The 14,175-nt window shown below is 60.8% G+C and carries 12 protein-coding genes; 3 read left to right on the top strand and 9 right to left on the bottom strand.

All coding sequences use genetic code 11. The features are described 5' to 3' along the window. The coding region (locus KBT70_RS20715; RefSeq protein WP_296638748.1) for an AAA family ATPase at window positions 1-1,458 on the top strand (1,458 nt) is incomplete at its 5' end. Window positions 1,459-1,513: 55 nt separating this feature from the next. Here the strand turns inward: KBT70_RS20715 and sthA are convergent. From sthA to mbfA, 4 genes are all read right to left on the bottom strand, one after another. Beyond that, the gene (gene sthA / locus KBT70_RS20710) at window positions 1,514-2,950 is read right to left on the bottom strand and encodes a Si-specific NAD(P)(+) transhydrogenase (protein WP_296638746.1); all 1,437 of its coding nucleotides are present in this window, start codon (window positions 2,948-2,950) and stop codon (window positions 1,514-1,516) included. Between the two features lie 3 nt (window positions 2,951-2,953). Further along, window positions 2,954-3,787 (bottom strand): S-formylglutathione hydrolase, encoded by an 834-nt coding sequence (gene fghA / locus KBT70_RS20705; protein WP_296638750.1) that lies wholly within the window; start codon window positions 3,785-3,787, stop codon window positions 2,954-2,956. Window positions 3,788-3,817: 30 nt separating this feature from the next. Continuing rightward, the gene (locus KBT70_RS20700) at window positions 3,818-4,750 is read right to left on the bottom strand and encodes an AEC family transporter (RefSeq protein ID WP_296638749.1); all 933 of its coding nucleotides are present in this window, start codon (window positions 4,748-4,750) and stop codon (window positions 3,818-3,820) included. A 654-nt stretch (window positions 4,751-5,404) separates the two neighbouring features. Next, entirely contained in the window at window positions 5,405-6,382 is a 978-nt protein-coding gene (mbfA, locus tag KBT70_RS20695; RefSeq protein ID WP_296638745.1) for an iron exporter MbfA, read from the bottom strand. Between the two features lie 173 nt (window positions 6,383-6,555). Here mbfA and KBT70_RS20690 point away from each other — a divergent pair, with 173 nt between their 5' ends. Then, window positions 6,556-6,714, top strand: a complete 159-nt coding sequence (locus KBT70_RS20690) for a hypothetical protein (RefSeq protein WP_296638744.1) — start codon at window positions 6,556-6,558, stop codon at window positions 6,712-6,714. 97 nt (window positions 6,715-6,811) lie between these two features. After that, window positions 6,812-7,429, top strand: coding sequence for a TetR/AcrR family transcriptional regulator (locus KBT70_RS20685; RefSeq protein WP_296638743.1), 618 nt, complete (start codon window positions 6,812-6,814; stop codon window positions 7,427-7,429). Here the strand turns inward: KBT70_RS20685 and KBT70_RS20680 are convergent. The 5 genes from KBT70_RS20680 to KBT70_RS20660 all read right to left on the bottom strand — a co-directional run. Then, window positions 7,417-9,039, bottom strand: a complete 1,623-nt coding sequence (locus KBT70_RS20680) for a GMC family oxidoreductase N-terminal domain-containing protein (protein WP_296638740.1) — start codon at window positions 9,037-9,039, stop codon at window positions 7,417-7,419. The genes KBT70_RS20685 and KBT70_RS20680 overlap by 13 nt on opposite strands. An 81-nt stretch (window positions 9,040-9,120) precedes the next feature. After that, the gene (locus KBT70_RS20675; RefSeq protein ID WP_296638739.1) at window positions 9,121-10,311 is read right to left on the bottom strand and encodes an ABC transporter permease; all 1,191 of its coding nucleotides are present in this window, start codon (window positions 10,309-10,311) and stop codon (window positions 9,121-9,123) included. Between the two features lie 5 nt (window positions 10,312-10,316). Then, a complete protein-coding gene (locus tag KBT70_RS20670) occupies window positions 10,317-11,981 on the bottom strand; it encodes an ABC transporter permease (protein WP_296638737.1) in 1,665 nt (554 codons plus the stop codon). 99 nt (window positions 11,982-12,080) lie between these two features. Beyond that, window positions 12,081-13,196 (bottom strand): extracellular solute-binding protein, encoded by a 1,116-nt coding sequence (locus KBT70_RS20665; protein ID WP_296638733.1) that lies wholly within the window; start codon window positions 13,194-13,196, stop codon window positions 12,081-12,083. A gap of 110 nt (window positions 13,197-13,306) precedes the next feature. Continuing rightward, the coding region (locus KBT70_RS20660) for an ABC transporter ATP-binding protein (RefSeq protein WP_296638729.1) at window positions 13,307-14,175 on the bottom strand (869 nt) is incomplete at its 5' end.

Genomic DNA, 14,175 nt, shown 5'->3' with positions numbered 1-14,175 from the left:
GACAAGGCGATCGACCTGATGGACGAGGCCGCAAGCCGTCTGCGCATGGAAGTGGACAGCAAGCCCGAAGAACTCGACGCGCTCGACCGCGAGATCCTGCAAAAGCAGATCGAGGCAGAGGCGCTCAAGAAAGAGGACGACGCCGCCTCGCGCGACCGGCTGGACAAGCTGGAGCGGGAACTGGGCGACTTGCAACAGCGCTCTGCTGAGATGACCGCCAAATGGCAGGCCGAGCGGGACAAGCTGGCCGGTGCGCGCGACATCAAGGAACAGCTTGACCGCGCCCGTGCCGAGTTGGACATCGCCAAGCGCGAAGGTAATCTCGCCCGTGCCGGTGAACTGAGCTATGGCGTCATTCCGGGGCTGGAAAAGCAACTGGCCGAGGCCGAAACCCAAGGCGACGATGGCGTCATGGTCGAAGAAGCCGTGCGCCCCGAGCAGATCGCGCAGGTGGTGGAACGCTGGACCGGCATTCCCACCGCCAAGATGCTGGAAGGCGAGCGTGACAAGCTCTTGGGGATGGAAGAGAACCTCCACCGCCGCGTGATCGGTCAGAACACCGCCATCAAGGCCGTGGCCAATGCCGTACGCCGGGCGCGCGCCGGGCTGAACGACGAGGGGCGCCCCTTGGGCAGCTTCCTCTTTCTCGGGCCGACCGGCGTGGGCAAGACCGAGTTGACCAAGGCCGTGGCCGAGTTCCTCTTTGACGATGACAACGCCATGGTGCGCATCGACATGAGCGAGTTCATGGAGAAACACTCGGTCTCGCGTCTGATCGGTGCGCCTCCGGGTTATGTCGGATATGACGAGGGCGGTGTGCTGACCGAGGCGGTGCGTCGCAGGCCCTATCAGGTGGTCCTGTTCGACGAGGTCGAAAAGGCGCATCCCGAGGTGTTCAACGTGCTCTTGCAGGTGCTCGACGATGGTGTGTTGACCGATGGTCAGGGGCGCAAGGTCGATTTCAAGCAGACGCTGATCATCCTGACGTCAAACCTTGGAAGCCAAGCGCTCAGCCAATTGCCCGAGGGCGCGGATGCCGCCACCGCCAAGCGCGATGTGATGGACGCCGTGCGTGCGCATTTCCGGCCCGAGTTCCTCAACCGGCTGGATGAGATCGTGGTGTTCGACCGGCTCACGCGGCCGCAGATGGACGGTATCGTCGATATCCAGATGGCGCGCCTGCTCAAGCGGCTGGCAGCCCGCAAGATCCAACTGGAACTGGATGACGCCGCCCGCAAATGGCTGGCCGATGAAGGCTATGATCCGGTTTACGGCGCGCGCCCGCTCAAGCGGGTGATCCAACGCGCGTTGCAAGACCCGCTGGCCGAGGCGCTTTTGTCCGGGGATATCCTCGACGGGGCCGTGGTGCCGGTCACGGCGGGGCCCGAGGGACTGATCATCGGCAACCGGGTCGGCAGCACAAGGCAAGAACCGCCCAAGGATGCGGTGGTCCACTAAAATTGGAAGCGCCTCTCTGACTGCTCAGAGGGGCGTTTTCGCCAAGGAACTTTGGTCAAACGCTATCTGACTTGGCCGCGTCACGCCTGACTTTGTAAGCCTCGGGGATTGGCATGCGGTTAAAGGCATCGAGCCCCGCGATCTTGTAGGCTTCGGCGAGCGTCGGATAATTGAACGTGTTCTGCACGAAATAATCCACTGTCCCTTTGAGGTTCAAAACCGCCTGCGCGATGTGGATCAGCTCCGTCGCCCCCTCGCCCACGATCTGCACGCCCAGAACCCGGCGCGTCTTGAGCGAGAAGAGCATCTTCAACATGCCATGCTCCAACCCCATGATGTGCCCGCGGCTGGTTTCGCGGAACCGCGCAACGCCCACCTCATAGGGGATACCGCGCGCCTGCATTTCCTCTTCCGACATGCCGCAGGTGGAAATTTCCGGCACGGAATAGATGCCATAGGGAAACCACGGGCTCTCGGGCAGGGTCGGGATGTCGAGCGCATGGCAGGCCGCGACGCGTCCCTGTTGGACCGAGGTTGAGGCAAGGCTGGGATGCCCGATCACGTCGCCTGCGGCATAGATATGCGGCACGGCGGTCTGATAGGTCTTGCGGTCTACCTCAATCCGGCCGCGATGGTCCGTCTTGAGGCCAGCAGCCTTGAGGTTGAGGTTATCCGTGGCACCCATACGCCCGGCGGCAAAGAGCAGCATTTCGGCGCGCACATGGCGGCCATTGGCAAGGCTCACCTCGATATGCTCGCCCGCGTCCTCAATCCGCTCGATGGCAGAGCCAAGGCGCAGATCAACACCATTCTCGCGGATCTGATGGGTGAAATCCTGAATGAGCGTCCTGTCGATGAAATCGAGAAAGGTATCGCGCGGCTCGATCAAGGTCACGCGCACGTCGAGGGCGGAAAACATCGTGGCATATTCCACCCCGATCACGCCCGCGCCCACGACGATCAGACTGCGCGGAATGCGGGCCAGTTCCAGAAATTCGTCACTATCCACCACGGTGCGCCCGTTGAAGGGAACAGTATCGGGGCGATGGGTCTTGGTGCCGGTCGAGATCAGAAAGCGGTCGGCGGTCAGGCGCGTGACATCACCCGCCTCGGTCGCGACCTCGATGGTCTTGTCATCCACGAACCGCGCCATTCCATGCAGCGTGTCGACATGGTTGCGGTTGAACTGATGTTCCAGAACATCGACCTCGTGATCCAAGGTCATATGCAGCCGCGCCTTGAGGTCGTCAGCGCCAATGTTGTCCTTGACCCGGTAAGAGCGGCCATAAAAGCTGCGTTCGCGCCAGCCCGAGAGGTTGAGCACCGTTTCGCGTAGCGTCTTGGACGGAATCGTGCCGGTATGAACCGACACGCCGCCCAGCCGATCCTTGCGGTCGATCACCAGAACACGGCGCTTGAGCTTGCCCGCCTGAATGGCAGCGGCCCGTCCTGCAGGACCGCTGCCAACGATGATCAGGTCATAATGGCTCATGCCTCACTCCGCATAGAGCGCCTCTGCATGGAAGGTCACGTGATCCTCCATGAACGTCGAGATGAAGAAATAGCTGTGGTCATAGCCCTTTTGCATCCGGAACGTGCCCTCTTGGCGACGCGCGGTCATGGCATGGGCCAGCGTTTCGGGGCGCAACAGGTCAAGGAATTGATCCTTGGTGCCGGTATCCACCAGAACCGGCCCATCAAAACCACGCTCTGCCATCAAGAGGCTGGCATCATGCGCCGCCCAAGTGGACTTGTCCGCGCCGAGATAGGCCGTAAATTGCTTGCGGCCCCAATCGCTGTTGGTGGGGTTGCAAATGGGGGAAAAGGCCGACACGGACCGGAACCGCCCCGGCAGGGACATGGCCAACGTCAGCGCGCCATGACCGCCCATGGAATGTCCGGTGATGGCCTGACGGTCCATGTCCACCGCAAAATGCTCACCGATGAGCGCGGGCAATTCGGTAGCGACATAATCCCACATCCGGAAATGTGGTGCCCAAGGGGATTGGGTGGCATTCACATAGAACCCGGCCCCCTGCCCCAGATCGTAATTCTCGTCATTGGCTACGCCATCGCCGCGCGGGCTTGTGTCCGGGAACACCAGCGCGATGCCCTGCTCTGCTGCCCAGCCCTGTGCGCCAGCCTTGACCATCGCATTTTCATGCGTGCAGGTCAGACCCGAGAGATACCAGAGCACCGGCACCGGCCCGTCCTTCGCCTCCGCAGGCAGAAAGAGGCCAAAGGTCATGTCGACACCACAAGCCTCGGAAGGGTGGGTATAGACGCCCTGCGTGCCGCCAAAACAGGTGTTTTCCGAAACCGTTTTCATCATGTTCTCCTCTAACGTCCGTAAGACTGTTCAGTAAAGCTGGTTCACCCAACCAATGACAAGCGACACCGAGATGATGGCAGCGCCGGTGGAAATCAGGATCGACGACGACACGCGCTTGGGCGCGACGCCGTAATGCTGTGCAAGCATAAAGACATTGCCCGCCACGGGCAGGCTGGAGGCCGCGATCATCACCGCCCCGGCATAGGGGTCGACCTCGAAGAGGTAGAGTACGGCAAAGGCCACGAAAATCGGGTGCAGCACCAGTTTGCAGAACGAGAGCCAGCCCGCAATATAGGGCCGCTCTGCCGATTTCGACGCCAGCGATGCGCCAATGGCAAAGAGCGCGCCGGGCGTGGCCGCCCCGCCCAGAATACGCACGAAATCGTTGATCGGGTCTGGAATGGGCAGGCGCAAACCAGACCATGTCAGGCCCAGAACAATCGAGACAATCATCGGATTTTTCAAGAGACCCATGCCGACCGTGCGCAGAATGCCAAGGCTGAGCCGCCCATCGCGTGAGCCGGTGATCAGAATAACCACAAGCGAGCCGAACACGATGAGATCCACCGCCAAGACGATCATCACCCAGCCAATCGCCGCCTCGCCCATGAGCATCGCCAGCATCGGCACGCCCAGAAATCCCACGTTGCCAATGACCGCGCATTGCGCCTCGATGGCGACCTCTTGGATATTCACCCGGCGCACCAGCGCCACCGCCGTGGCGATGCCATAGACAAACGCCGTGGCCCAGAGATAAGCGAGGATGAAATTCCAATCCAACACCTCTGCCAGCGTGAGATTGGCCGAAAACCGGAACAGCATCGCCGAGAGTGCAAAGTAGAAGACGAATTTCGTGAGCCACGCCGTCGCCGCCTCGGGAAAGAACCCGGTGCGCCCGGCGCCATACCCAAGCCCGATGATCATGAAGAAAGGTAGGGTCTGGAGAAAGATACTCAGCATGCGGGTTTGGTAGACAGACCCATAGCCCGGGTCAATCGCAACCATCACATGAGCGGGCAAATAGCCAAGAGAACGCAGCATCACGCGCATTGATCCGGCAGCGCCAAGGCGACAGCGCCCCCACAGTGGCGCTATCTATCTTTTTTCGCAGTTTTTGCTAAGATGACTGTCTGTCCGTATCTGGTTTCCGGTTTCAAAAACCTGATCAAGGTATTGATAAATTTGGAATAATAATCTGGCTTTACCCTGGTCAGGATGGTTTCCGCCCGTTTTTCGCGGGGGGTTTTCTTGCTTGGGGGAAAAGCAATGTCTGGAAATTATAGAATACTGGCCGTGGTGGCCGGAGTTGCTTTGGCGGCCTGTGAGTCTCCTGTCACTGATCTGAGCTCTGTCACCGTCGATGGTAAAACCTACATGATGTCCACGACCTACAACCCATCCTCATTTGGCGCTGCACAAAGACCGCAAGTGATTGTCCTGGTGGATGGTGCTCCGGTCGATTGCTCTGGAAGTCCATCACTCTGTCAGGAGAGAGTCCGACAGTTTCTAGCCACACAGAAGGAAATAAGGCGCAGCGATGCTGGCAAAACGCGGGTCATCACCACTGACACATCCAACACACCGCCTCCGCCGTTTGAAAATGGCGACTAGGGTCTAGCCGCTGCCGATCAGGACACCGGCGGCAAAGACCAGTGCCCCGCCCAAAACCACTTGGAACGCCGCGCGAAAGAACGGCGTTTCCATATACTTGTTCTGAATCCACGCAATCGCCCAGAGTTCGATGAACACAACCACAAAGGCGATGATTGTCGCGGTCCAGAAGTCGGGGATGAGATAGGGCAACGCATGCCCAAGCCCGCCGACCGTGGTCATGATGCCCGAGGCAAAGCCGCGCTTCATCGGGCTGCCGCGCCCCGAGAGTTCGCCATCATCGCTGGCGGCCTCGGTAAAGCCCATGGAAATGCCCGCGCCCACACTGGCCGCGAGGCCGACGAGGAAGGTTGTCCATGTGTCCTGCGTGGCAAAAGCCGTGGCAAAAATCGGCGCGAGCGTGGAAACGGAGCCATCCATCAGCCCGGCAAGCCCCGGCTGAACCCATGTCAGCACGAATTGCCGCTTGGCGGTGCGGTCTTCGGAATCCCGCGCATCGGAATCGAGATGTTCGGCCTCTAGCTCTCCGGCGCGGGTCTGATGCCCTGCCTCTGCGGCGGCCAGATCGCCCAGCAACTTGCGGGTCGCGGCATCCGTGGTGCGCTGCGCGGCCTTGAGGTAGAAGGCACCCGCATCACGCTCCATCGCCTCGGCCTCGTCGCGGATGCGTTCGATCCCAAGGTTCTCGATCAACCAGACAGGACGCCGGGCATAGAACCCGGCCACATGCTCGCGCCGGATGAGCGGGATTACTTCGCCAAAGCGGCTGCGATGCAGCTCGATCAGGCGCTTGCGGTGGCCGTCTTCTTCGGTCGCCATGCCATCGAATATCGCGGCCGTATCCGGGAAATCAGTGCGCAGCATCTCTGCATAGGAGCGATAGATGCGCGCGTCATCTTCTTCCGAGGAAATCGCGAGCGCCAGGATTTCCTGTTCGCTCAGATCACGAAATCGGCGGCGGGATGTCATGCCGGGAATCATCGAAGACCTCAATTAGAATTGTTCTAAATCACTCTAGCGCGCCGGTGGAGCAAAGGCAAAGGGGCTTGATGCCACGCAAAAAAGTGAACCGCTCTGTTCACTTTAATCTTGATTTCTGAACCGATCTGTTTAGATTTGAAAGTGAACAGAATAGTTCAGTTATGGAGTTCGACATGAAACACACCTTGACCGTTCTCACCCTCTCGCTCAGCCTGATCGCGGCACCCGCCTTGGCCTTCAGCTTTGATACCAGCAGCCTGACACCGACGCTCACCTATCCCGAACCTGCGCCCGCGCCGGTGACACAAGGCAACGCGGGCATCAACCGATAAGCCGCGCCAGAAACACCGTCCCGTGACCGCGCGCAGACGGGCTTGCGGTTACGGGGTCGGGCCGACTACACTGTCCCGACCTGTGGGGAGGGGTTGGATGTCGGCACCCGCCGTTGAAATCAAGAAAGGTCGCAAGTTCGACCAAGTGCTCGAAGGGGCGCGGCGGGTCTTTATGCGCGATGGATTCGAGGGGGCCAGCGTCGACGAGATTGCGCGCGAGGCGCAGGTCTCCAAGGCGACACTCTATAGCTATTTCCCGGACAAACGACTGCTTTTTTCCGAAGTGGCGCGGCTCGAGTGTAACCGGCAGGCCGAAGAGGCGATGGAAGTGATCGCCAAGGGCGCAACGGTGGAACATGTGCTGCACGAGGCGGCGACCCGTATCCTCCGCTTTTTTCTGTCGGATTTCGGCCAGCAGGTGTTTCGCATCTGCGTGTCGGAATCGCATCGGTTTCCCGAATTGGGCCAGCGGTTCTATGCCTCTGGTCCGGGTCTCGTGCGCGAACGGCTGAGCAAGGTTCTGCGCCCCTATGTCGAGGCTGGAATTCTCCGGATCGACGATATGGATCTGGCCGCTAACCAGTTCGGTGAATTGTGCAAGGGCGATCTCTTTATCCGCAGCCTCTGTGGCATGTGCCAAGAGGTGTCGGAGGCGGATATCGAGCGCGTGGTTAATGGCGCGGTCGAGATGTTTCTGGCCCGCTATCGCGCCTGATGTGGGGCACCGCGCCCCAGCATGTCAGCCGCAATCTTTTCCGCCATCATGATCGTCGGCGCGTTGGTATTACCGCCCACAAGACGCGGCATGATCGAGGCATCAACTACGCGCAGCCCCTGAACACCGAGAACACGCGCGGCGGGATCGACCACCGCCATATCCCCGCGCCCCATCGCACAGGTGCCGACCGGATGATAAATCGTGTCTGCTCGGGCGCGAATATCGGCCTCGAGCGCGGCGTCGGACCAATCATGCGGATGTAGCCGTTCTTTGCGCCAAGGTGCGAGCGCAGGCGCGCGCAGGATCGCATCCATCTTTCGGGCCCCCTGCATCATCAGCGCCAGATCGCGCGGATCGCTCAGGAACGCGGGATCAATCAGCGGCGCATCCGTGGCACGGGCAGAGCGCAGCGTCACCCGCCCCCGGCTATGGGGCCGCAGCACGCAGACATGACAGGAATAGCCGGGGCGGAAATGCAGCCGACGCATGTGATCCTCGACAATGCCGATGACGAAATGCAGTTGCAGATCGGGGCGCGGGGCGGCCGGGCTGGACCGCAGGAACGCGCCTGCCTCGGCGTAGGGCGTGGCAAACTGGCCCTGACCGGTCTTGCGCCACTCCAGCGCCGCCTTGCCCAAACGCCAGAGGCCCTTGGGATCAAGGCTGATGACATCGTCCCGTTTCGAGGTTTCCGCAAGGATATAATCCAGATGATCCTGCAAGTTCTCGCCCACGCCGGGCAGGTCCTGTACCAGAGCGATGCCATGCGCCTGCAGCGCCTCGGCGGGACCTATGCCCGACACCATGAGAAGCTGGGGCGAGCCAAAAGCGCCGCCGCTGAGGATCACCTCGCGCTTGGCGCGCGCCTCCTGCGCCTGCCCTTTGTGGCGATAGCGCAGGCCGGTGGCGCGCTTGCCGTCAAAGAGCACACGCTCGGCCATAGCCCCTGTGATGACCGTCAGATTGGGCCGTGTCATCGCCGGAAAGAGATAGGCCGCGGCGGCAGAGCAGCGTTCACCACGCTGCGGACCGTCAAAGAATTGCGTGACCTGATAATGCCCCGCACCGTCTTGAACTGGTCCGTTGAAATCGGAATTGCGTGGGATTTGCAGGCTTTCGCAGGCGGCAACGAAAGCCTCGGAAATGGCACGCGGCGCGCTCTGGTCCGTGACCTGAAGCGGCCCGGACTGGCCATGCAGCGCGCCGCCGTGCTGCGCGTTCCGCTCTGCGGCATGAAACCACGGCAGAACACTCTGCCAATCCCAGCCATCGCAGCCAAGATCGGCCCATTCATCATAATCGCCGGGGTGGCCGCGCGCGTAGAGCATGGCGTTGATGGCGCTCGAGCCTCCAAGCGCGCGACCGCGCGGCTGAAACCCTCGGCGTCCGTTCAATTCCGGCTGCGGCACGGTCTTGAGCGCCCAGTTGTTGATCTTGGGGCGGCCTGACACCATCGCCGCCACCAGCCCCGGCGCGCGAATGAATATGTCGCGCCCAGAGCCGCCCGCCTCGATCAGGCAGACGGTGGTGCCAGTGTCCTCGCTCAGCCGCGCGGCGAGCACGCAGCCCGCCGATCCGCCCCCCACGATGATGTAATCATAGACCATGGCCGCCTCCCCCTGCCCGGTCACGCTACGCCGGGGACCACCCCCGACCAAAGCGCGACGTGGCGTCAGAGAGGCGCAGGATCAGCCTGGGCTCATGCCGCGCAGACGCTCGGACCGGCGCCGCAGGTATTCAAGCGTCGAGAGCAGCGCAATGGAGATCACCACAAGGATCGTCGCGACAGCCAGAATGGTCGGGCTGATCTGCTCACGCAGGCCGGTGAACATCTCCCACGGCAGGGTTTGCTGATTGGCCGAGCCAACAAAGAGCACGACGACCACCTCATCGAACGAGGTGATAAAGGCAAAAAGACCGCCCGAAATCACACCCGGTAGAATGAGCGGCATCTGAACGCGGAAGAAGGTCGTCACAGGGTCTGCGCCCATGTTCGCTGCCGCTCGCGTGAGCGAGCGATCGAACCCCACCAGTGTGGCGGTCACGGTGATGATGACAAAGGGAATCCCCAGTGCCGCATGTGCCAGAACCACGCCGAAATAGGTGCCCTGCAACCCGATCCGGCTATAGAAGAAATACATCCCGGCGGCCGAGATGATGAGCGGCACGATCATCGGTGAAATCAGGATCGCCATGATCGCGCGGCGGAACGGCACGTGTTCGGAGCTAAGGCCGATGGCCGCCAAGGTGCCAAAGCTGACGGACAAGAGCGTCGCCGCAGGGGCGATCATCAGCGAATTGCGCAGCGCCTGTTGCCACTCGTTCGAGGTAAAGAAATCCTTGTAATGCTTGAGGCTATAGCCAGCCGGATCAAAACGCAGCATTTCCGGTGTGAAGGTAAAGAAGTTCTGCGCATTGAAGCTGAGCGGCATCACCACAAGAATGGGCGTGATCAGAAAAACAAAGATCGCGCCACAGATCACCCGGAACGTATAGTGCCAGAGCACCTGGCCACTGGTCAGATAAGGCGCGAGATTGGCGCGGTAGCGCCCTTCGCCGATCCAGAAAATGAACCACGAAAAGAATAGCCCAAAGAGCAGGCCCAGCACGAACCCCGGCACCCCGGCCAAGAGCACGCCCGCAACGATAAAGAGTGCAATGACACCCCAACGCGTGATCTTTTCCTGTCCCAGACCAAAGACCGCGAGCGCGATATAGCCCAGCACCATCAGCGCCACCGCACCAACCGCGATCCCCATGAGGCCAGAACCATGCGCGGTGCCGACAAAGAGCCCGACAAAGGCCCCCGCCGCGCCGATCACCGGCAGAGCGAAAGAAAGCGGCTTGGTTTCAACCGGTGTGAGTGTGAATCCGTTCATGTCGCTTACCCCAGCTTCACATTGTCGATGCCGACGATCTTGTCATAGGCCCAGTAGAGGATCAGAACCACCGCCAACAGGATCGTGCCCAGTGCCGCCGCCAGACCCCAGTTGAGCGAGGACGAGATGTGATAGGCGATCCGGTTGGAAATGAACGTGCCGGTGGTGCCGCCCACGATCTCGGGCGTGATGTAATAGCCGATGGCGAGGATGAATACGAGGATCGAGCCTGCCCCGATACCCGGCACCGATTGCGGGAAATAGACCCGCCAGAACGCGGTCCAGTTATTCGCGCCCAGCGATTTGGCGGCGCGCAGATAGGTTGGGGGAATGGTCTGCATAACCGAATACATCGGCAGGATCATGAACGGCAGCAGAATATGCGTCATCGCCACGATGGTGCCGAACTGATTGTTGATCATCACCAGCCGGTTCTCATCCGCGACCAGCCCCAACCAGACCAGAACATCATTGATGACCCCCTGTTGCTGCAACATCACCTTCCAAGCGCTTGTACGCACCAAGAGCGAGGTCCAGAATGGCAAAAGAACGAGGATCATCAAAAGGTTCGCGGTGCGCGACGGCAGGTTGGCCAGAATCCACGCCACAGGATAGCCAAGTGCGACGCAGGAAAAGGTGATCATCAGCGACATGAACATGGTGCGCTGAAAGAGGATACCGTAAATCCGCTCATCCTCGCTACGCAGGGCGATGCCTTGGGGCGTCTTTTCCATGTCTACGGCGTTGAGGAAATAGCCGGTCGTGTAAGGGGGCGAATAGGTCTTGATGGTTTCCCAGAAATTGACCTTGGCCCAGTCCTTGTTTGACTCGATAAAGGCGTCGCGCATTGCGATCGGCGGCAGTTGCGCCGCTGCTGCAGCGCGCAGGCTTTCGGCAGCCGGTCCGGAATAGGTGGCAAGCGCCGTTTTCGTGGCCGGGTCCTCAAGATCAAGTGCCAAGGCGGCATAAACAGCCTCCCACGGTTCTTCCTTGGTCACGCTCTTGCCATCGACAAACTGGGTAAAGGCGGCAAAGGCCGCATAGGCGCGCGCGGTGTTGGGCAGAATGTCGGAAATCGCGGCACCGGGAACGAATTCGGCATCGCCGCTGAACGTGGTCGCCTCAAGGGCTTCCATCCGGGCGATCTGATTGGACATGAGCCGCTCGTTGGGCTCTGCCCCGGCACCGCCCGACATCATCTCGACCCAGGTCGCTGCCTCTTCAAAGGCGGGATCAATCTCTTCGAGCGCATCCTGAAACACCTCGCCGATATCACTCATGTCACGCCCAGAGGTGCGGAAGAGCGAGGAAATACCGCTTTCCTCGTAATTCAGGCGGCTGCCCAGCTTGGTATGCTCCTTCGCCTCGGCTGCAAGGAAGAGATCGAAAAATAGCGCGCGGAACACCTGTTCGTCTGGCGTATCGGCGGCATCCCAATCGCGCAACTCTTCGACCGTCATGGGCAGGGTGTTGCCAACGATCTGGTTCTCGACCGAGCGGAACAGCATATCGACGATGGGCGCGATGAAGGTCAGAAGGACAAAGATCAACAAGGGGGCGATCAGCGCCAGTGCCCGCATTTTCTGCGCGCGCAAGGCGCGGCGCAAGCTGCGTTTCAGAGGCGTGCCATCCGCGGCAAGCATCGGGCCGGTGTGGGTGCTATCGCTCATGTCTTCCCCGTCGAAGTGATCCGGTTATTCAAGCCGGGTCTTGAGCCCGGTCAAAGGAGCGGTGGGGCCGCGAGCGGCCCCACCAGAGTTTGCGCCAGATTACTGGGCCAGCCACGACTGGAACTTGGCGTCCAGATCGTCGCGGTTGTCGGCCCACCATTCGTAGTCATAGATGTGGACGTTGCCCGCATTGGCCGGATCGGTCGGCATATGCGGCGCCATGTCGATCCCGAGGTCAGCATGCTTGCCCACCAGCGGAGCCGAAGAGGTGCGCGCCGGACCGTAGGAGATATACGCGGCCTGATCGGCCAGACGCTGGGTGTCGGTGGCGAACTTGAGGAAGTCCATCACGCGCGCCAGACGGTCTGCGGGCAGACCGGCGGGAACAATCCAGCCGTCGAGGTCAAACGACTGCATGTCCCACAGCATCGCGATGGGCTGGTTCTGTTCAGCAATGGCCGAGAACAGACGACCGTTGAAGGTCGAACCCATGAACACTTCGCCATCGGCCAGAAGCTGCGGGGTTTCCGCACCGGCGGACCACCAGACAACCTGATCCTTGATCGTACCCAGCTTGGCCAGCGCGCGCTCGACACCTTCTTCGGTACCCAGAACGTCGTAGATCTCGTCCTTGGCAACGCCGTCGCAATAGAGCGCCCATTCCATGTTGTCGATCGGACGCTTTTGCAGCGACCGCTTGCCGGGATATTTGGCAAGGTCGAACACGTCGCAAACGGTGCTCGGCGGCTCGGTGCCGGCGGGCACCATGTCGGTGCGATAACCAAAGGTGGTCGAGTAAACGATCTGCGGAATGAAGCAGTCGCTGACGATCAGATCGCCAAAGTCGTCGCTGGCAGAGGTGCCATCGGGCGCTGCGGCCAGCATTTCGTCATGGTCGATTTCCATCGCCAGACCTTCGTCGCAAAGACGCATCGAGTCGGAAGCCACCACATCGACCAGATCCCAGGTGATGTTGCCTGCTTCGTTCATCGCACGCAGCTTGGCCACAGCCTCGGCCGAGCTTTCGTCCCAGGTCGCGCTCACGCCGGGATTGGCGGCCAGATAGGGCTGAACATAGGCATTGTCCTGGCTGGCCTGATAGGCCCCGCCCCAGCTGACGATGGTCATGCTGTTGGCCATATCCTGCGCGGTGACGGCGGTGCCCGCAGCGACGGTCAGAGCCGTGGTCGCGAGCAGGGTTTTCGTCAGTTTCATAAACATACTCCCAGTTTATCCCGTTTTTCGGTGGTTGGGCCCCGCGCTACGGGCAGAACGTCGAGGGCCTTGCTCAACCCGCACCGGTTCATTGACCGGCACGCGTATTCCTATACTTGGGGCGCATCCAGCGCGCGGCAATCCTCTGGCAACCAGCCAATCTCGATCTGCTCGCCCGGTTGCAGGCGGCGTTGATCGGGAGCGTTGCGGGTCTTGATGATGAACTCATCCGATCCCGCCACCCGGAGCCGCGTGCGGAAAATGTCACCCATGTAGATGAATTCCAGCACTTCGGCCTTGAGTGTATGCGCATCAGGCTTGAGCCGGTCGCGATTGAACTCGACCCGCTCGGGGCGAATGGAAATCAGCGTGCGATCGCCCGGTTTTTCGACATTCACGGGCTTGGCGTCGATCAGGTCGCCATTGTCCAATTGCACGACGGCGATGCCATTCTTGATCTCTTTGACACGACCCTCGAGCGTGTTGTTCTCACCGATGAACTGCGCAACAAAGCTGTTCTTGGGGCTCTCATAGAGCTCATCCGGCGGCGCGATCTGCTGGATGCGGCCATCGTTGAAGACGGCCACGCGGTCCGACATCGTCAGCGCTTCGGTCTGGTCGTGGGTCACATAAACGGTGGTGATCCCGAGGTTGTGCGCGAGATGGGTGATCTCGAACTGCATCTTTTCGCGCAGTTGCTTGTCCAGCGCGCCAAGCGGTTCGTCCATCAGCACCAATTCGGGCTCGAACACCAGCGCACGGGCCAAGGCCACGCGCTGTTGCTGCCCACCCGACAGTTGCGACGGGCGGCGCCCGCCAAAGGCACCCATTTCCACCATTTCCAGCGCCCGCTTGACCTTGGCCTCGCGGTCGGATTTGCCCATCTTGCGCACCTCGAGCGGAAAGCTGAGGTTTTCGGCAATCGTCATGTGCGGAAACAGTGCGTAATTCTGGAACACCATGCCGATGCCGCGCTTGT

Source organism: Roseovarius sp., from assembly GCF_018066915.1.
Taxonomy (GTDB): domain Bacteria; phylum Pseudomonadota; class Alphaproteobacteria; order Rhodobacterales; family Rhodobacteraceae; genus Roseovarius.
Note: the sequence above shows the minus strand (reverse complement) of the source record. Positions and strands in the feature narration are given on the sequence as shown.